This window comes from Leptolyngbya sp. CCNP1308, from assembly GCF_034932455.1.
Taxonomy (GTDB): Bacteria; Cyanobacteriota; Cyanobacteriia; order Phormidesmidales; family Phormidesmidaceae; genus Nodosilinea.
Map to the genome: position 1 here is coordinate 1 of NZ_JAYGIH010000044.1, position 19,371 is coordinate 19,371.

The 19,371-nt window shown below is 54.7% G+C and carries 22 protein-coding genes; all 22 read left to right on the top strand.

What is annotated here, in order from left to right; genetic code table 11:
- The first annotated feature begins 405 nt into the window (after window positions 1-405).
- On the top strand, window positions 406-600 hold the full coding sequence (locus VB780_RS13175) for a hypothetical protein (protein WP_323351619.1): 195 nt from the start codon (window positions 406-408) through the stop codon (window positions 598-600).
- 244 nt (window positions 601-844) lie between these two features.
- The gene (locus VB780_RS13180) at window positions 845-1,789 is read left to right on the top strand and encodes a metallophosphoesterase (protein WP_323351620.1); all 945 of its coding nucleotides are present in this window, start codon (window positions 845-847) and stop codon (window positions 1,787-1,789) included.
- A 30-nt stretch (window positions 1,790-1,819) separates the two neighbouring features.
- A complete protein-coding gene (locus VB780_RS13185; protein WP_323351621.1) occupies window positions 1,820-1,987 on the top strand; it encodes an SDR family oxidoreductase in 168 nt (55 codons plus the stop codon).
- 746 nt (window positions 1,988-2,733) lie between these two features.
- Window positions 2,734-3,777: an aldo/keto reductase gene (locus tag VB780_RS13190; RefSeq protein ID WP_323351622.1), complete on the top strand. Its 1,044-nt coding sequence runs from the start codon at window positions 2,734-2,736 to the stop codon at window positions 3,775-3,777.
- A gap of 102 nt (window positions 3,778-3,879) precedes the next feature.
- Window positions 3,880-4,575, top strand: coding sequence for a type 1 glutamine amidotransferase domain-containing protein (locus tag VB780_RS13195; protein ID WP_323351623.1), 696 nt, complete (start codon window positions 3,880-3,882; stop codon window positions 4,573-4,575).
- A gap of 3 nt (window positions 4,576-4,578) precedes the next feature.
- Window positions 4,579-5,286, top strand: coding sequence for an SDR family oxidoreductase (locus tag VB780_RS13200; RefSeq protein WP_323351624.1), 708 nt, complete (start codon window positions 4,579-4,581; stop codon window positions 5,284-5,286).
- Between the two features lie 86 nt (window positions 5,287-5,372).
- Window positions 5,373-6,209: an alpha/beta hydrolase gene (locus tag VB780_RS13205; protein WP_323351625.1), complete on the top strand. Its 837-nt coding sequence runs from the start codon at window positions 5,373-5,375 to the stop codon at window positions 6,207-6,209.
- A 123-nt stretch (window positions 6,210-6,332) separates the two neighbouring features.
- Window positions 6,333-7,226 carry an AraC family transcriptional regulator gene (locus VB780_RS13210; protein WP_323351626.1) on the top strand — a complete coding sequence of 298 codons (894 nt, stop codon included), beginning with the start codon at window positions 6,333-6,335 and terminating at the stop codon, window positions 7,224-7,226.
- 234 nt (window positions 7,227-7,460) lie between these two features.
- Complete coding sequence (locus tag VB780_RS13215; RefSeq protein WP_323351627.1) at window positions 7,461-8,225, top strand: SDR family NAD(P)-dependent oxidoreductase; 765 nt, start codon at window positions 7,461-7,463, stop codon at window positions 8,223-8,225.
- Between the two features lie 33 nt (window positions 8,226-8,258).
- On the top strand, window positions 8,259-8,993 hold the full coding sequence (locus VB780_RS13220) for an SDR family oxidoreductase (RefSeq protein WP_323351628.1): 735 nt from the start codon (window positions 8,259-8,261) through the stop codon (window positions 8,991-8,993).
- Window positions 8,994-9,022: 29 nt separating this feature from the next.
- Window positions 9,023-9,901 (top strand): NmrA family NAD(P)-binding protein, encoded by an 879-nt coding sequence (locus tag VB780_RS13225; protein ID WP_323351629.1) that lies wholly within the window; start codon window positions 9,023-9,025, stop codon window positions 9,899-9,901.
- A 32-nt stretch (window positions 9,902-9,933) separates the two neighbouring features.
- Window positions 9,934-10,677 carry a 3-oxoacyl-ACP reductase family protein gene (locus VB780_RS13230; protein WP_323351630.1) on the top strand — a complete coding sequence of 248 codons (744 nt, stop codon included), beginning with the start codon at window positions 9,934-9,936 and terminating at the stop codon, window positions 10,675-10,677.
- A 171-nt stretch (window positions 10,678-10,848) separates the two neighbouring features.
- The gene (locus tag VB780_RS13235; RefSeq protein WP_323351631.1) at window positions 10,849-11,247 is read left to right on the top strand and encodes a RidA family protein; all 399 of its coding nucleotides are present in this window, start codon (window positions 10,849-10,851) and stop codon (window positions 11,245-11,247) included.
- A 213-nt stretch (window positions 11,248-11,460) separates the two neighbouring features.
- A complete protein-coding gene (locus VB780_RS13240; RefSeq protein WP_323351632.1) occupies window positions 11,461-11,835 on the top strand; it encodes an ester cyclase in 375 nt (124 codons plus the stop codon).
- Between the two features lie 46 nt (window positions 11,836-11,881).
- Entirely contained in the window at window positions 11,882-12,229 is a 348-nt protein-coding gene (locus VB780_RS13245) for a nuclear transport factor 2 family protein (protein WP_323351633.1), read from the top strand.
- A gap of 373 nt (window positions 12,230-12,602) precedes the next feature.
- Window positions 12,603-12,806, top strand: a complete 204-nt coding sequence (locus tag VB780_RS13250) for a hypothetical protein (RefSeq protein WP_323351634.1) — start codon at window positions 12,603-12,605, stop codon at window positions 12,804-12,806.
- Window positions 12,807-12,984: 178 nt separating this feature from the next.
- Window positions 12,985-13,872 (top strand): AraC family transcriptional regulator, encoded by an 888-nt coding sequence (locus VB780_RS13255; RefSeq protein WP_323351635.1) that lies wholly within the window; start codon window positions 12,985-12,987, stop codon window positions 13,870-13,872.
- A 406-nt stretch (window positions 13,873-14,278) separates the two neighbouring features.
- A complete protein-coding gene (locus VB780_RS13260; RefSeq protein ID WP_323351636.1) occupies window positions 14,279-15,019 on the top strand; it encodes a type II CAAX endopeptidase family protein in 741 nt (246 codons plus the stop codon).
- 85 nt (window positions 15,020-15,104) lie between these two features.
- Entirely contained in the window at window positions 15,105-16,058 is a 954-nt protein-coding gene (locus tag VB780_RS13265) for a type II CAAX endopeptidase family protein (RefSeq protein ID WP_323351637.1), read from the top strand.
- 106 nt (window positions 16,059-16,164) lie between these two features.
- Complete coding sequence (locus VB780_RS13270; RefSeq protein WP_323351638.1) at window positions 16,165-17,097, top strand: zinc-binding dehydrogenase; 933 nt, start codon at window positions 16,165-16,167, stop codon at window positions 17,095-17,097.
- A gap of 246 nt (window positions 17,098-17,343) precedes the next feature.
- Complete coding sequence (locus tag VB780_RS13275; protein ID WP_323351639.1) at window positions 17,344-18,084, top strand: CPBP family intramembrane glutamic endopeptidase; 741 nt, start codon at window positions 17,344-17,346, stop codon at window positions 18,082-18,084.
- Window positions 18,085-18,271: 187 nt separating this feature from the next.
- Window positions 18,272-19,363: an alpha/beta hydrolase family esterase gene (locus VB780_RS13280; protein WP_323351640.1), complete on the top strand. Its 1,092-nt coding sequence runs from the start codon at window positions 18,272-18,274 to the stop codon at window positions 19,361-19,363.
- The last annotated feature ends 8 nt before the right edge of the window (window positions 19,364-19,371 follow it).

Consider the following 19,371-nt stretch of genomic DNA (forward strand, 5'->3'; position numbering starts at 1 on the left):
CTGCGGTTAAGCCCGCTTTTCGGATTGAGGACCAGTCGCTACCGAAGGGCTTATGCTGTCACTTCATCACCTGAAGGGAGGGAATCGCACCCTCACCATCCTTGAGTTGTCAGGCTTACCGAGGCAAACCTGCCTCTCATCCCTGGATGCTAGATCCATTTCGAGAGAACGAATCGCACGCTAACCCCGCAAATCTCGACAGCAGATTGCGAGGCTAGGGAGATCGTACCCTAGTCACTCCAGTTTGCACTTCAACTGCGGGTGGCTGGGGTTTTCGCGTTCTGTCTTCCTCAACCCAAAAAAGGAAAACAGAACCGATGTTTGAATATCTTGAACCCGACGCCTCTGGCGCGTCAAACCTGACCCCTTGCCCAGCCCGCCCAGCCCCATCCCCGCCCAGAGCGCTTGCGCCATCTGCTCTACGGCAGCCGGGCAGCCATAGACCGCACCATCAAAATCCTCCACGCCTACGGCTACGCCGACCCCAACGATTGGAGCGATCCCATTCCTGTGCCCTCATCGTCCAGCACAGTCGTTGAGACCGCTGCCCCAACAGGGATGACGTGGATGGTCATTTTGACCAAAACCATCCTGCTGTAAGCCGCCAACTATCCCCGCTCGGCGCTGCGGTTGGGCGGGGCATAGAGCGCTTTTCGCCCCGAGTCTGCTCTAGCACGAGCAAGCTTTTGGCCATGGGGCGATCGCCCTGTCTCAACCGGGGGCCATTAACCCGGCATGAAGAACATGAAGAATAGGAGATCTCTCAAGGATCTCGCTTGACTAAATAGGGTTCTCGCCAGAGCATAGACACTCGATATTGGTAGCGTTAGCGGAGCTAGCAACCTTGAAACGTCGAGCACTATTGGCCTTAGGCCTCGGTGGTTTTACCGCAGCGGTAGGGCGGCGCTATTGGCCTCAAGCCCCTGCGAGCAACTATTTAGCCAACACTGCCGCAGGGAATGATGCCCTGATTAACTTTATGGCGGCAGGGGATGTGGGGACAGGGGAACGAGCACAGCATGCCGTAGCCCAGGCCATGATTCAGCATCAGCGGGTGACCCCTTCTCCCCTCGTTTTGCTCACGGGGGACAACATCTATGAAAATGGAGAAATCGAGAAAGTTGGTCGGGTTTTTGAGCAGCCCTACGCCGAACTGCTGCGGCAAAATACAAAGTTTTATGCCGTCTTAGGCAACCACGACGTGCGCACCAACCACGGGGAAGACCAGCTTAACTATCCCGGCTACAACATGGCCGGGCGATACTACACCTTTACTCAGCAGGCGGTGCAGTTTTTTGCCCTAGACACCACCCAGGCCCTCGATAGCGACGACAAATCGCCCTGGCGCACCCAACTCGCCTGGTTTGAGACTGCACTGCGGCGATCGCAGGCTCCCTGGAAAATTGTGTTTGCCCACCATCCGGTCTATTCTTCGGGCCAGCATGGCTCCCAACAGCCGCTGATTGACGATCTCTCGCCCCTGTTTGCCGAGCACGGCGTACAGCTCTATATCAACGGCCACGACCACAACTACGAAAGAACCGAGCCGATCGACGGCACCACCTACATCACCTCGGGCAACGGCGCGAAGCTGCGCTCGGTGGGCCGCTCTGACTGGACGGCTGCCGCCAGCTCTCAGCTCGGGTTTACCGCCTTTAGCGTCTATGCCGACCGCATTGAGGTCAACGCCATCGACACGAACAATGCCGCCTACGATACAGTCTCGATCGCCATGACCGGGGCCCAGGGGGCTTTTGCGCCGGGGGCGCGATCGCTAAGCCTAGCATGAGCATTGGAGGCCAGCGATTCCCCCACCGGTATGAATCCTGCAGATGGAGACCTTGCTGCAGTCATGACCCAGGCGATTGCCCTCGATCGCTACGGACAGGGCTACGAGGTGGCTGGCATGGTCTCTTATCTCGCCAATCCTGAAGCCGCTTTTGTCACGGGCGCGAGCCTCAACATTAATGGCGGCTTTACCGCTTGAACGAGACGTATTTGTACTTCCTGAACTCGATTAGAAAACCAGACGTTGCTGACTCAATGTATGAACCAAACGCTGTAGATTTTGCAGACTCATTCAGAATTCCGCGCAATCGTACCGCCATTCGGCAACGCCGAAAACCACAGTGGCGCAAAAACTCTCGTACCAAATCCTAACTGAATACCCCCGATTTGTAGGGGCATAGCATGCTACGTCCCTACGGGGTTCCTGATTATGAATCGGGGTTTCCCAACTCAGATTTCGTATCAAACAAAGTTGCGCTTGCCACGGGCGGCACCAGCGAAATCGGCCTTTCCCCAACCAAGCGACTTGTCGCTGAAGGTACCTAAGGCCTTACCACAGGTCGTCGTCAGCCTGAACTTGATGCCGCCGTGAACAAGATCGGTAAAACCGTTACGGGAATGTCAAAGGGTCTACTTTTCACTATGCAGAAGACAATGCGCCGCTTAAGAATCTGATAAATCACCATAAGAATCCGAAAGAAATCGAGTATTGGAATCTATCAAACTTAAGTTAAATCAGACCAGAATCCGACGCAGGATTCATCGGAGATTTCAATGCCCTACGTTACTGTCAGTCAAAACAATTCTGCACCCATTGAACTCTACTCCGAAGATCTTGGGACAGGTCAACGGAGTAAACCATGTGCCTGGCAGGGCCACACGGCGGCTACAGAACTAGCGGCGTGATCGACGTGGCGGGCGGCCTGGGAACCTAGAGGAGAAGACATGACTAATCAGAATCAGATTGGGAAAATGCCCATGCGCAAGCTGGGCGACAGCGGACTGTTCGTATCCGAACTCTGCTTCGGTGCCATGACGTTTGGGGGCACCGATGGAATATGGGGGCAGGTCGGCAAGCTCGGGCAAGACGAGGCTGATGTCTTGGTCAAGTCGGCCCTCGAATTAGGCATCAATTTCTTTGACACAGCCAATGTCTACGCCGACGGTCGAAGCGAGATCATGCTCGGTCAGTCGCTGCGCAATCTCGGCGTGCCGAGGGATGACGTCGTGATCGCCACGAAGGTGGCCTCCGCCATGGGCGAAGGGCCAAACAGGCGCGGCACCTCGCGCCGCCACATCCTGAGCGAGTGCCGTGCCAGCTTGAAACGGCTCGGCCTGGAGCATATTGACCTCTATCAGATCCACGCCTTCGACCCCTCGACGCCGATCGAGGAAACGCTCGAAGCTCTGGATGTCCTTGTTCGCGCCGGTGATGTCCGCTATATCGGCCTGTCGAACTGGGCCGCCTGGCAGGTCATGAAGGCACTTGGGATCGGCAGAGCCAGGGGTCTCGCACCCATCGTCTCGCTGCAGGCGTATTACACGCTGGTAGGCCGAGACCTGGAGCGCGAGATCGCGCCGATGCTGACCTCCGAGCGGGTCGGCCTATTGGTGTGGAGCCCCCTGGCTGGTGGCTACCTGACCGGAAAATATTCCGGGGGCGGTGACGGCACGGGCGGCAGACTCAAGGATCTGGACTTTCCGCCGATCGATCGCGGGCGTGGCGAACCGCTGATCGCGGTTCTCAAGACCATCGCTCAGCGGCATGGTGCCACTACGGGCCAGATCGCCATCGCCTGGCTCCTGCATCAGCCGGTCGTAACCGCAGTCATCCTCGGTGCAAAGCGGGTCGAGCAACTCACCGAGAACGTGCAGGCGACCAGCATCCAGTTGAGCGATGACGACCTCGCACAACTGGATGCCGCCAGCAGGCTACCGGTTGAATACCCCGGGTGGCTGCTGGAGAGTCCAGGCGATCGGCGTTCCTGAGCGCGATCGCATTGCAACACCGGAACCGGTCTATGTCCCCAGGCTTCCGTCGCGGATCTGAGTAGAAAGCACGCCCTAATCACTAGCGAAAGGAAAATGAATATGAAAGTTCTGATGGTTCTGACGTCTCACGACCAGCTTGGCGACACCGGTCGCAAGACCGGCTTCTGGCTCGAAGAGCTGGCCGCTCCCTATTATGTGTTCAAGGAGGCTGGCTACGAGATCACGCTCGCCTCTCCGAAGGGCGGCCAGCCGCCGCTCGATCCGAAGAGCAACGAGCCCGACTTCCAGACCGACGACACCCGTCGATTCGAGGCAGACGCCGAGGCTAGCAAGGCACTGGCAAACACCGTGAAGCTCGCCGACGTCGCTGCGGACGACTTCGACACGGTGTTCTACCCCGGCGGCCATGGTCCGATGTGGGATCTGGCCGAGAGCAAGGACTCGTCCGCCTTGATCGAGAGTTTCATCGTGGCAAATAAGCCAGTCGCGCTGGTCTGCCATGGGCCGGGCGTACTGCGCCACGTGAAAACCGCCGAGGGCCGGCCGCTGGTCGAGGGCAAGCAGGTGACCGGTTTCACCAATACCGAGGAAGCTGCCGTAGGACTGACCGAGGTGGTGCCGTTCCTCGTGGAGGACGAACTGAAGGCCAAGGGCGGCATCTATTCGAGTGGTCCGGACTGGGGCCCCTACGTCGTGGAGGACGGCCTGCTGATCACCGGCCAGAACCCGGCCTCGTCGGCCCCGGCCGCCCAGCGCCTGGTCACCCGCGATCGCCACCCTCAAGAAGTTAAGTAGCTTATGAAGGTCTTCATCATCGGCATCGCTGGCGGCATCGGTCGCCGAGTGGCGAAACAACTTGCCGAGGCGGGCGACGAACCCATCGGTCTCGTGCGGCGACCAGAGCAGGCAGAGGCGCTTGCCTTGGGCGGGATCCAGACGGTGCGGGGCGATCTGGTGGCGATGTCGGTCGAAGACCTGGCTGCAACCATGCGCGGCTGCGATGCGATCGTGTTTAGCGCCGGCGCGGGTGGCAAGGAGAACGACGAGGCGACCACCCGCGTGGACGGCGACGGGCCGAGGAAACTGGCCACCGCAGCGGAACGCGCCGGGGTGCGTCGCTTCATCCTCGTCTCGGTCTTTCCCGAGGCATGGCGCGAGCGGCGCATGGATGCGTCGTTCGAACACTATATGGTCGAGAAGAAGAAGGCTGAGACGCAATTAGTTCTGACCGACCTCGACTGGTTGATCGTGCGCCCGTCCGCACTGACAAACGAGCCTGGGACGGGACGGGTTGACCTGGGCCTCGCCAAGTTCCACACCGAAATCGCCCGCGACGACGTCGCTGCGACCATCGTGGAGCTTCTGCGAACCCCTGGCCTCAACCGGTTGATCTTGGAGCTGACCGGTGGAGGCATGGCGATCAGCGAGGGGATTGGTGCTCTGGCCTTTGACTCGGCTGCGGCAGCTGAGAAACTTATTGCGCGAGATTCTGACAAAACACCCTAAGAATCTGAAAGAAACCAAGCATTAGAACTCACTACGCTCAGGTTGAGTCAGACGAGAATCTAATGCGTTATCCATAGGAGCTTGCAATGCCTTACGTTACTGTCGGCCAAGAAAATTCTGCAACCATCGATCTCTACTACGAAGATCTGGGAGCAGGTCAACCAATTGTTCTCATTCACGGTTTTCCCCTCAGCGGCCATTCCTGGGAAAAGCAGGTCTTAGTGCTGCTGAATGCAGGATATCGAGTGATTACCTACGATCGCCGAGGGTTTGGTGCTTCCAGCCAACCTTCGTCTGGCTACGACTACGATACCTTTGCAGCGGATTTGAACGCGCTGATGACCAAGCTTGACTTGCAGGATACCGTGCTGGTCGGCTTCTCAATGGGAACAGGCGAAGTCACGCGCTATCTTGGCAAATATGGCTCAGAGCGGGTGCAGAAGGCCGTGCTGATGGCCCCAGTGCCGCCCTTTTTGCTGAAGACCGATGATAATCCTGAAGGCGTTGATCAAAGCGTTTTCGACGGCATCATGAAAGCGATTGTTGAAGACCGACCAGCCTACTTTTCTGCATTTTTTAGAGAATTCTTTAATGTGGATGTGCTGCTGGGCGATCGCATCAGCAATGAAGCCATTCAGGCAAGTTGGAATGTGGCCGCAGGGGCTTCTGCTAAAGGGACTTTGGACTGTGTCCCGTCTTGGCTGACCGATTTCCGCGACGATCTGCCCCGCATTGATGTACCAACCCTGATCATTCATGGCGATGCCGATCGCATTTTGCCGCTTGAGTCCACCGCAGCAAGACTGCCAAAGCTGATTAAAAACAGTCAGCTTGTGGTTATTCCTGGCGGGCCGCACGCCATCAATTGGACTCACACTGACCAGGTTAATCCTGCGTTGCTGGACTTTCTTCAGCCGGAATAATCAGTGACTTGGTTCATTTCTAACTTATGGAAAAACTCTGTGATTCATCCGTTGAGTTAGGCTCACACACTAGCCTAGGCAGGATTTTGCAATTCAACGAGTTAAGTTTTAAGGACAAAGCTGATGGCAAGTACCCTGCTTGGAGCGAGCGAACTTATTCAACGGTTGAATCGAACTACGGTGCTATCCAGTCAGCAAATGGGCTGGGATGGCATCTTGGTTGAGCAGCATCAATATTCTTCCCCAGAAAAAACAGAAGAGAAGGAACTTCCTGCCCTGTCTGAGCATTGGCTGATTTTGCCGCTGGGACATCCTACTTATATCAGTCAAAAGTCAGACTATTGTTTGCATGAATCCATCTTTCAACAGGGGGATAGTCTTTTAGTTCCGGCTGGGCAACCAAGCCACTGGTGTTGTCCAAGAAGTGAAGCACGCCAAACAGAACTATATATTCACCTGCAACCGAGACTCGTCAAACAAGTTGCTGAAGCTGCTGAAGTGGATACAGAGCGGCTCGATCTAGTGAACCATTTTGCCAAGCAAGACTTGCAGCTTCAGCAAATCGCCATGCTGCTGCTAGCTGAACTGCGCTCAGATAGCATGATGGGTAAATTGTATGTCGAATCGTTGTCTCAAACGTTGGTGATTCATCTGTTGCGCCACTATTCTGGGGTGGTAAAAATTATCACGCCTGATAATAGAAGCTTAGCTTACAAACAGGTGCAGCAGGCAATCGATTACATTCACACTTACCTCGAACAAGATTTATCGCTAACTGAACTGGCAAGCGTGATCAATATCAGCCCAACTTACTTTGCCAGCTTATTCAAACAGGCGATAGGAACTTCGCCGCACCAGTATGTGATTCAACAGCGGGTAGAACGGGCGAAAATGATGTTGAAGCGAACGGATCTGGCGATCGCAGATATCGCCCTACAAGTCGGCTTCTCTAGTCAAAGTCATCTGACACAACACTTTAAGCGCCTGACTGGACTGACCCCCAAGCAGATTCGCTGACAGCATAAGAATCTGACAAACCGCTGTAAGAATCTGAAAGAACTTGAGTGTTGAAACTTATTACGCTCAAGTTAACTATCGTAGATGGATTTGAAGCATGGTGGAAATAACGGCGCAGTGGAAAAACGGCGCAACCCAAAAAAGTTGGTAAAGCCATCACGGTTCAACGGTCTTTTCCTGCGAGAAACTTCTCCACAGATTCATTGAATTACTAACTTCACAACGAGAATAAGCATGACAAATCATACAAAGATTGCATTGGTCACAGGGGCGAGCCGAGGCCTGGGCAAAAATACGGCTTTGGCCCTTGCCAAAAAAGGAGTCGATGTGATCGTGACCTATCGCAGCAGCGAGGCAGAGGCAATTCGTGTTGTCTCTGAGATTGCAGAAATCGGCGGTAAAGCCGCTGCCTTGCAATTGGATGCTTCTAGCACGAAACCCTTTGATGAATTTGCAGCAGAGGTCAAACAGACGCTTCAAGACAAGTGGCAGACCGAGCAGTTTGATTTTCTGGTAAACAATGCAGGCATTGGTATCCATAAGCCGTTTACTGAAACCACCGAGGACGATTTTGATCAACTGATAAACCTCCAGTTCAAGGGCGTTTTCTTTCTCACCCAAAAGCTGTTGCCACTGCTCAAGGACGGCGGGCGGATTGTGAATCTTTCCTCAGGTCTTGCTCGCTTTACGCTGCCGGGCTACTCAGCTTACGCCAGCATGAAAGGCGCGATCGAGGTGCTGACTCGATATATGGCCAAAGAACTAGGAGACAGACAGATTGCCGTAAATGTTGTGGCTCCGGGCGCGATCGAAACAGATTTTGCGGGCGGTGCAGTCCGTGACAATCCAGAAATCAACGACTTCCTCGCTTCGCAAACCGCGTTAGGTCGTGTAGGTCTTCCCGATGATATTGGAGGTGCGATCGCATCTTTGCTCTCTGAAGATAACCGCTGGGTAAATGCTCAAAGAATTGAAGTCTCTGGCGGCATGTTTCTTTAATTAACACTGACTAAAAAAAAAGGAAAATTCATCATGTTGAATGTAGAAAACAAAGTGATTACTATTACTGGAGCCAGTAGCGGTATTGGCGAAGCCACCGCGAAGCTGCTTGCCCAAAATGGTGCAAAAGTCGTTTTGGGGGCACGGCGGACAGACAAGCTAGAAAAGCTAGTTAAGGAAATTCACGCATCCGGTGGCACAGCAGAATTCAAAGCGGTGGATGTCACCGATCGCGACGATGTGAAAGCATTTGTTGAATTTGCCAAAGACAAATTTGGTCGCGTCGATGTCATTTTTAACAATGCAGGCGTGATGCCCCTATCGCCGATGAATGCCCTGAAAGTCGAGGAATGGGACAACATGATCAATGTAAATATCCAGGGCGTATTGAATGGTATCGCGGCGGGGCTACCGATTATGGAAGCACAAGGTAGCGGGCAAATCATCAATACTGCGTCTATTGGCGCCCATGTGGTCGTGCCCACTGCGGCAGTTTACTGTGCAACCAAGTATGCGGTTTGGGCAATTTCTGAAGGACTGCGGCAGGAATCACAACATATTCGCGTCACCATCATATCTCCAGGTGTCGTTGACACTGAGCTTGGCTCCGATATCACCGATGAGTCATCCAAAGGCTTGTTAAAAGAATTTCGCAAAACTGCACTTCCCTCAGAGGCGATCGCCAGAGCCGTTTTATACGCTGTCTCCCAGTCGGACGATGTTGACGTTAACGAAGTGGTTGTCCGCCCAATCAGCCAGACCATGTAAACCCATCATGGAGTCAAGAGGAAAATCTTGTGTATGTAATTTTCGGTGCGACTGGACAGACGGGTTCTGCGGTTGCTGACGCTTTGCTTGAAAAAAATCAGCTGGTGCGCGTCGTTTTGCGCTCGGACAAAACCGCTGCCGCCTGGCGGGCGAAAGGCGCAGACGTTGCTTTTGCAGACCTAAGCGATTCAGCAGCGATGACCAACGCGATGCGGAACGCGGATGCTGTTTACGCGATGAACCCGCCTGCCTACAACCTCGCTAATATGTTCGCGGTGGCGAGAGGAATCGGTGAGCGTTACGTTACCGCCATCAAAAATTCTGGTGCGCAGAAAGTCGTGTTGCTGTCTTCGGTCGGCTCACAACAGGCTTCAGGCACGGGAAACATTTTGACGACGCATATTTTGGAGATGCTTTTCAGCGACTTGAACATTCCCGTCGCTTTTTTGCGGGCGGCGGCGTTTATGGAAAATTGGAGCAGCGTAGTGAAGGTTGCCGCTGAGCAAGGCATTTTGCCGAGTTTCTACACGCCGCTTGAGCGCAAGATGCCGATGGTTTGCGCCGCAGATATCGGACGTGCCGTGGCCCAGGCGATGACCGAAGATTGGACGGGCAAGCGCATCATCGAACTGCACGGTGCAGCAGACTATTCGCCGAACGATGTTGCTGCCGCATTTGCCGCTGCTCTCAGACGCGACGTGCAGGCGATCGCTGTCCCCGAAAGCGAGTGGCAGGCAACGATTTCCAGATTCGGATTCTCGCCTGAAGCCGTCAGCAGTTACAGCGAAATGATGCGCGGCTTCAATTCTGGTCACGTTGTTTTTGAAGGGGGCAGCCACGTTCAAACAATCCAGGGGCAAACGATGATTGCAGATGCCGTCGGCAAACTGATCGAAGCACAAGCTTGAATCAAAAATTTCACCCATATAAGGAGTACATCATGACAACAACGCTTGCGGGCAAAGTTGCAATGGTTACGGGCGGTTCACGCGGTTTAGGAGCGGCGATCGCTAAACGTCTCGCTCGCGATGGGGCAACCGTTGCGCTCACCTACACCAGTTCACCCCAAAAAGCGGATCAGGTGGTGCGAGATATCGAAGCAGCAGGGGGAAAAGCTCTGGCAATTCGGGCTGACAGTGCTGATGTAGAGGCGGTAAAACATGCCGTCGCTGAGACCGTCAACACCCTCGGTCGTCTCGACATTCTCGTCAACAATGCAGGCGTTGCGGCTCTAGCACCGATCGACCAGTTCTCGATGGAGGAATTTGACCGATTGGTGGCGGTGAATATCAAAGGCGTTTTTGTAGCCACTCAAGAGGCAACTCGCCACATGGGCGAGGGAGGGCGAATCATCATGCTTGGCAGCGTCAGCAGTGATTTCACCCCCTTTGCCGGTCTCTCGGTCTATGCGTTGACGAAGGGAGCGATCGCCAGCTTTACCCATGGTCTTGCCCACGATCTAGGGACTCGCGGCATCACGGTCAACAACATCCAACCTGGGCCGATCGATACCGATATGAGTCCCGCAGATGAGGACTCTGCTCAAGAAATAACTAACATCATTGCTCTTGGTCGCTATGGAAAAGACAGTGAGGTGGCTGGCATGGTTTCCTATCTTGCCAGCCCTGAAGCCGCTTTTGTCACGGGTGCGAGCCTCAAAATTGATGGTGGCATAGCTGCTTGAACTAGACGTAATCAGGTTTGTAATTCCTAAACTCAGCCAGGAAAACACGATGTCACAAAAACTCTCAGAAAAAGTTGCGCTGGTTACGGGTGGCACCAGCGGTATTAGGCTTGCCACTGCCAAGCAATTCGTTCTGAATGCCTCAACTACTTCTATAAGGATTTAGAAACAATGAGAAAGCAACTTGTTAATCCGCCACAACGCTATGATGGCAAACCGCACGGATTGTCCCACGCTGTAAACGATACCGCAGCGGGTGTCGTTTACATTTCTGGTCAAGTTGACTGGGACATGAACTTCCAAGTCTCGTCCCATACCGTCGAGGGGCAACTAAAGAGCGTGCTGAATAACCTGACGATCGTCCTAGATGCAGCGGGAAGCTCTGTAGAAAATTTGCTGAACCTTCGCATCTATATCCGCGGTGAATTTGGAGAATTCTTTGAGGATGTTGCACCCATTCTCGCGCAATATCTGGCAGACTCCCGCCCCGCGATTACTGGCATCGGCGTTGCCTCGCTCGCCTCTCCAGAAACATTAGTTGAGATTGAGGCAATAGCAGCCCTTAAGTAACTGTCTGCTTACTGGGTTAGCGAAATCTCTCCAAGGATGCGTTGGGTTAAACGCACAACTCGTGCGCCACTAGCAAAAGCGACGGGTTCGCTAAACACCATAAGAATGCGAAAAACTACCATAAGAATCTGGGAGAAATCCAGTATGGAGACTTGCTACACTTCAGATTTATGGAACATTACATAACTCGAAGCTACGGATTTATCTCACATTATGGAGCAAACACTGAAGCAGAATAAAACATTTGTTCACAATCATTTTGAAGAGATTGTAAACCGCAAGAATTCTGCCATTGTTTACCAGAACTTCGCACCTGACTTTATAGATCATGAAGAACCTTTTGCAGGAATAGTGAGTTCTGAGCTAGTTAAGCAAACGATGGAGAAGGCATACATAAAGTATCCCGATTTACACGTTATAGTCGAGGACACGATCGCTGAAGAAGACAAGGTTATGGTGCGGTGTCTATGGCGCGGAACTGATTCTTCTACAGGAAAAAAGATGGAGTTTAAGGGCTTTGTACTTTGGAGGCTAGCAGATGGCAAGCTTGCTGAACGTTGGGCAACGATTTCACCGCCACTCATATAAAGTATCCTTTTTACTAACCCAAGGCACAAACGCAGGAGAAACTTAGATGTCAGAGAAAAATAAAGCCATCTTAGAAAAGGCCAATGCGGCGATCGCTAAAGGCAACAATGAAGGATTCTTATCGTTCTGCGCCGACGACATCGAATGGACGTTTGTAGGCGACAAGACCATTAAGGGCAAAGAAGCCGTTCGCCAATGGATGGCAGCGACATACGTAGAGCCACCAAAGTTTAGGGTCGCCAACTTAATCGCTGAGGATGATTTCGTCGCAGCACTCGGCGACATCACAATGAAAGACGAAGATGGGAAGGCGGCTGATTACTCGTACTGCGATGTCTGGCGCTTTCGCGGCGATAAGATTGTCGAACTAAAAGCCTTCGTCGTCAAAACCTAGGCCAAGGATGAAACCATCAGTGCAGCATAAATACTCTGCAAAAGTCACGATGTAGTCTTGCAAAACACGATTGAAATCAAATGGGCAAGATTCACCAGCATCGCATGGATCAAGGACGAATTTGGCTTTTCTGCACCCGTTTCCCTGAGCCGAAACAGGACACCGCATCCCAAGCGGGCCTATTCAACTATGCCGTCTATTTCCACACACTCGGCACACCCCAGGCACAGTATCGGCTGGTCTATACAACCCCAGATCAACCGACTGATGAAGTTCTTCCCCACAACAGCCAGGGACGCGGCGCGCATCAAGGTAGTGACGAGAGATCTTAATCCAGTCGATTACAAATTAGTATTTCATTGAGAATTATCCGATGACGCATTCAATATTGCAACGCGAGAATAATTCTGAGCATGAGATTACACCTCAGACTGATTTTCTCCATGACTCTAACGTTAATTATGCCCTAATTGCGATCGCGCAAGAAGTTGCTGAGTTGCTGAAACAATCCTACCCAGTACAAGTCGATGGAATCGATGGCCTGGAATCAATAGCCGGGAATAGTTCTGCTGAATGATCGGCTCCTGGCGGAGTTGGCAAAGTCTATCTAAGGAGAGAAGTATCGATCGCTAGCCTGTGTTTTTATACTCTGGTCACTATTTTGTGTTCCTGACTGATGAACGCTTTTGCTGCGCCACAACCGGGCTGAAAAGTGTTTGTCTTGCAACGGCAAGCAATCGGTGAGAGCAAGCTCCATGGCCAGCAACCTGCTCAACTCGCTCGAACTCAGCCAACGATTTAATAAACCACTGATGCTCTCCAGTCGTCAAATGAACTGGAATGGCGTTTTGGTTGAGCAGTGTCAAAGCCCTGTTGCAGATTTTGAGGCAGAACTCCCAGCTCTCTCAGACCATTGGCTCAGCTTGCACCTGGGGAATCCTGCCCCTATGATTCAAAAACGGGACGATCGCCTGCATGAATCAATCCTTCACGAAGGGGACAATCTCTTTGTCCCGGCTGGACAACCAAGCTACTGGCGTCGAGATAAAAGTGGTGTCGGCTGCGCTCCGCTATTCATTTGCTTAAAACCGGAATTTATTCAACAAGCTGCTGAAGCCTGTGATGTTGATTCAAACCGGTTCGAGCTTGTACATAGTTTCGGTCAGCAAGATTTGCAACTTCACCAGATTGGCATGCTGCTGTTTGCTGAGTTGCGATCGGGTGGGATGATGGGTCAACTATATGTCGAATCACTCACTCAAGTCCTGGTGATTCATTTACTGCGACACTATTCGACTCTGGCTCAACCGATCGCATCGCAAAACAGCAGCTTCACTCGTATCCAGTTGCAGCAGGCGATCGATTATATTCACACTTACTTGAATCGAGATTTATCTTTGGCGGAACTAGCCAGTGTCGTTAACATCAGCCCAACTTACTTTGCCAGTTTATTTAAGCGAACAATGGGGATTTCGCCCCATCAGTACGTGATTAAGCAGCGCGTTGAACAAGCGAAATTGATGCTGTCAAAAACGGATTTGGCGATCGCAGACATCGCCCTAGAAGTTGGTTTCTCCAGTCAAAGCCACTTAACGCAACAGTTTAAGCGCCACACTGGCTTAACTCCCAAACAGGTTCGCTAACACCATAAGAATTTAACAAATCATCGTAAGAATCTGAAAGCAGTCAAGCATCGGAACTCGCTACACTTTAGATAGTAAGACCAGTGGTTGTGTCGCAAAATTAATAATTTCGGCGTTTGATCGCATTTCTGCGGGAATTTGCAATGAGAGTTTCAGGTACCCCGGAACCTTATCCTTCGCTGCCACAAATACACAGTCAATTCATTGCAAACAGTAAATGAGAGTTCAATTGGACAGTTTTGGGGAGCGTGGCTAGCGATCAAGTCTGCGCTCAACTATCAACTGCATCTCAAGGGCTGGGTCATTTCAAATATTAGTCACAGCGCTGCTTGAGCACCTGCGCACGTTGTTCTTATCTCACTGCGCCGCGATCGCCTTACCCGTTGCCCTAAAGGAGTTTATTGCTATGTCTCAAGTTCCTTCTAACCACCCGCAGGAGTCAGAAAAGACCGCCGCAACGCCCTCATTCCTACCCAACAAGGCTTCACGTCCTCGCTTACCCGAGGGCATTGTTGGCCTTGTCGTCTTTATGGTAGTTGGGTACGGAGTCGGCTCGCAGCTCTCGCGGCTCGGACTCGACCCCGTAGTCTACGGCCTGGTCTTCACCGCGCTCTCCGGCATCGCTGGCATCGCCGGGTTTGCCGCTGCTGTGCTGCTCCGCATCCGATCCCTCAGCCCCTTCGGCGTCCGCCCGGTCTCTCGGCGGTGGCTGCTGATCGGGGTCGGAGCCGGACTCGTTGCCTTTATGGTCAAGGGGCTGGCGGTGCTGGCCTACATCGCCATCACCGGGGATAGCTCCACCCCTCAGACCGTATACGCCGAAGGTGGCAGTGGCGGGGTGCTGTCCTTAATCCTGGCGACGCTGTTTCTTGGTCTCCTCACACCCCTGGGCGAGGAGCTACTCTTCCGGGGCGTCATCGCCAACGTGCTGCTGCGCCACGGGCGGCCGTTTTTTGGGGTCGTGGGCAGTGCCCTGATCTTCGCCTTTATGCACGGCGTCAATATTGTTTTCCCTGCCGCCTTGGTGATGGGTCTCGTTGGTGCCGAACTGCTGCGCCGCAGCGGCTCGGTCTGGCCCGCCGTCGTCGTTCACGTCGTCTTCAACCTGCCCACGGTTCCGGTCATGGTGCTGGCTGGCATGGGCTGACCCGCCGCCAAATCTTGAAACTATCGGCAACTATGATCAGCAACCCGAGCCAAGCACCCCATGCACACCCGTAGAGGAAACGGAGATGAAGATGCAAAATACCGCAAGAACGCAGGAAATCATCGCAGAAGCGAAAAAAGTTACCTACGTGGAGGCTGCCCGGTGGGGTAAGTATCGGGGGTGGCGGTATGTTCTGGGGCTGATGATCATCCTCTTTGCGTGGCTGATCGTCGGTAGTGGTGCCAGCGTACTCGTCGCGTTCGCGCTCGGCGGCCAGGCAGACCCCTCGGAACTCGGGCTTGTGGAATACTACCTGTTTGTCATGGCGAGTTTCCTGTGCTTCCTCGCGGGAGTCCTGATCGCTGTCTCCCTCGTCCACCGCCGCCACCCCCGGACGCTCGTCACAGCGCGGGAGCGGATAAACTGGCATCGAGTCGGTCATGGATTCGTGGCGTGGTTTGTGCCGTACTGCCTGATCGGTGGGCTGGGGCAGTATCTGTTCTACCCGGATACCTTCTCCTTTAACTCCGACCTCTTAACATTCGCTCTCTTCATCCCGATCGCACTGCTTTTCACTGCGATCCAGACGACAACGGAGGAGCTTTTCTTTCGCGGATACGTTGTGCAGGGCGCGAGCCTGGTTTGGTCTAACCGTATCTTTCTGGCGATCGTGCCAGCCGTGATCTTTACCCTGCCGCACCTCCTTAACCCGGAGGTGTCCGCAGGCGGATGGCTTACGGTCTTCGTCACCTACTTCCTCGTTCCGGGTCTGCTGTGGACTGTGGTCTCGTTGATTGACGGCACCACTGAACTCGCCATCGGCGTACACTTCGCGAACAACATCGGCGGGGTACTCCTGTTCAACATCACTGGAACTGCCTTGCCCTCACCCGCTCTGTTCACCATCAGCGAGTATCACGCGACCTACGGGGCGCTAGCGGTGCTGGTTGCAGTACCCGTGTTTCTGGCGATCGCCTACGGAGTGTTCAAGCGTAAGACCCCAACCCGTTTTCCAGAGCCACCGCAAGATCGTGGGTGATCTCGTCAGTTCGCAAACCTATCAGCAAATGAACCCAAGACTGTCTTCATTCACTCGGCGCGTTCAACCGCGTCATTGACTCATACATCTAATGAACGGAGTTGACATGCTTGCACTCATTGTCGATCACTCAACCGCCCACGGTCTTCGATTGGGCGAGATTCCGCCCCCCGAGCCCGGCCCACACGAGGCGCTGGTGCGGGTCGTCGCCGTGTCGGTCAACTTCGGAGATCTACAGGACGGCGTTGCCGGGGCACCCGACGGTACTGTACCGGGGTGGGAAGCAGCCGGCATCGTCGAGCGCGCCGCTCTTGATGGCAGCGGTCCTGCAGTCGGCACGCCGGTTGTCAGCTTGGCACTCAATGGCGGTTGGGCTGAGCTCCGCGCTGTTACGGCCCGTACCCTCGGGGTTGTACCGGACAGTGCTGATCTGGGGGCGGTATCAACGGTGCCCGTGGCTGGGGTGAGCGCTCTGTCCGCGCTCGACCGGATCGGTTCGTTGCTCGGGCGGCGAATCGCCGTGACCGGTGCGACTGGTGGTGTGGGACGGTTTGCGGTTCAGCTGGCGCATCTTGGTGGAGCGGAGGTGATCGCGGTGACTAGCGATCCCAAGCTCTATGGAGAGGCACTTCGGGCGTTGGGCGCTGACCAGGTAGTCGCTCCAGGCGCACTGCCGGATGGGCTGGACGGCGTCGTTGACACCGTCGGTGGGTCATTGCTGGTCGAGGCATTCAGTGCGCTCGCGGGCAACGGCACTCTAGTCTCGGTGGGTCATGTCACCGAAGAGCCCGAGGTGTTCCCCGTCGGTGCGCTGCTCAGTCGTCAGGGTCAGGACAATCGGTCGCTTGCGACGTTCTTCCTACTTGACAGTACCGACATCGATCGCGGCATCTCCTGGCTCGCGGGAAGGGTGGCCGCAGGTGTCATCGACCCTGGGATTGTGTGGCGCGGCAGCTGGCGTGACGTGGACGAGGTTGTAGAAGCCCTGCGAAGCCGTCGACTCCATGGCAAGGCCGTTCTGGATGTCGCCGCACGGTAAGCCGACGCTCTTCAGCCTGCTCCCAATCTTGCCGTGCACGCACAGGGGTTCGATGATCTCGAATCCCTGCCACAGTTTGACGAAGGGACGATCCGCACCCTATGACCACAAGATCTCGAAGGTTTAATAACATCGCAGATCAGTACTTTCATCCACTTGGCACGCTCGACCGCATCATTGACCCGTTCACGCCGATTCTAGAAGGAAGTTGAGAATAGAGTCATGGTTAAACATGAGGATAGAGTCATGGTTGAGCATAAAAACTCTAGGCTGCGACTGTTTGGGCTGCTGTGGTTGGCAGGCATGGCTGGGGTGATATCCCTGGTGTTGCTGCCGTTGCCCTTGCTCCCAGAGGGTGCCCCACCTGCCGCCGTGGTCAGACTACTGGTGCTGGTGCAGCCCACGATTTTGCTGTCGGTGGCGGTGCTGATAGGCGTGCTCTTGGCCCACCGGCTAGGGCTAATGGCACCGGGGGCAGAGGCGCTGGCCGTGGGGCGATCGTGGCGGCAAGCCATGGCTCCTCAACTGCTGCCCGGCGTGGTGGGTGGGTTGATCAGCGGCGGACTGCTGACGGCGATCGCCCTACTGTCTCGCCCGCTGCTGCCACCCGCCTACGGGGCGGCTGAGCCCACGCCGCTGCCAGTGCGATTTCTCTACGGCGGTATCACCGAAGAAATTCTGATCCGCTGGGGCCTGATGACGCTGCTGCTATGGCTGGGCTGGCGATTTGGGCAGCAGCGCCAGGGTAAGCCCCAGAGCCGATGGGTGGTAGTCGCTATTGCCGTCTCCTCCCTGGTGTTTGCCGTGGCCCACTTGCCCTATGCGATCGCCCTAGGACTGCCGTTAACCCCAGCCCTACTGGGGTTCTTGCTGATTCAAAATTCTTTGTTTGCAGGGGTTGCGGGGTATTTATTCTGGCGCTACGGGCTAGAGACCGCAATGATCGCCCACCTGATAGTTCATGCCGTGCTGGCCCTCATCGGCTGAGGCCCCTTCTGGCTCACGGGCAGGGTGGCTGCGGGTGTCATCGCCCTTGGGATCGTGTGGCGCGGCAGATGGCGTGACGTGGACAAGGTTGTAGAAGCCCTGCGAAGCCGTTGACTCCACGGCAAGGCCGTTCTGGACGTCGGCGCGGACTGAATCTTCAGCACCTGGATGAAAAGAATCGATCACTATGAAAGTTTTTTCTGATCCCCCGCGAAAACGCAACCTGAACCAAGCAATCGAGTCCGATCAGTCTCGGTCAGACTTCCCTCGTAAGCGATCGCCCCGAATCACCTTCAGTATCCTCGTCACAGTCGTGACCGCCGTTGTTATCGGCACTGCGGCGTTCCAGTTCGGCCTGCCCTGGTGGATGCAGGCGGGAGACCACAATCACCTGTACGAAAGCGATGCCGGTTCTCTGCGTTATCAGGTTCACCTGCCGCCTCAGCACGATGGCATGACTCAACTGCCGGTGATCATGGCGATTCACGGCTGCGGCATGACGGGTTATGGATGGAATTCGATGAAGGCCACGACGCAGTTCAACAGTTTGGCCGACCGCGAAGGTTTTATCGTCGTCTACCCAACGCAACGGATGTTCCGCAGCGCGTTTAACTGCTGGAACTCGGCTGACCCACGGCAGCAGCACCGCTACAGCGGAGAACCTGCGCTTCTCGCTGGCGTGGCCCGACAGGTGGTCGAGGTGTACAACGCAGACCCAGCCCAAGTGCATGTTGCTGGGGCCTCATCGGGTGAGGGGGCCGCCGTTATTCTCGCTGCGACCTACCCCGATGTCTTTGCAACGGTGACATCGATCGCAGGTGGTGAGTATGGTCTGAACCAGGTGAACCCCGACGATCCTGACTCCACACCACCGAATTACACCGCACGTCAGGCGTGGGCTCAGATGGGCGATCGGGCGCGGCAGGTGCCGCTGCTCGTTATCCAAGGCGAGGATGATGCCGTCGTTCCGCCCATCGTCGCCACTCGTCTGGTTGCACATTGGACTGCGGTAGGCGACTTCGTTGATGACGGCCTGCTTAACGACAGCCTGAACCGAGTCGAAGAGACGACAACGGTGCCTTCAGAACAGGGTAGGCATTCGTACACCCACACCACTTTCACTGCGCCGGACGGTACGTTTCTCATCGAGTCGTACCTCGTCCAGGATATGGGGCACGCCTGGCCAGGGCCTACCGGAGAAGGCATTTATATCGATCGCGCCGGTCCCGATGCCAGTGCCATTGCCTGGGAATTCGCCAAGCGCCATCCGAAGTCATAGCCGATCGA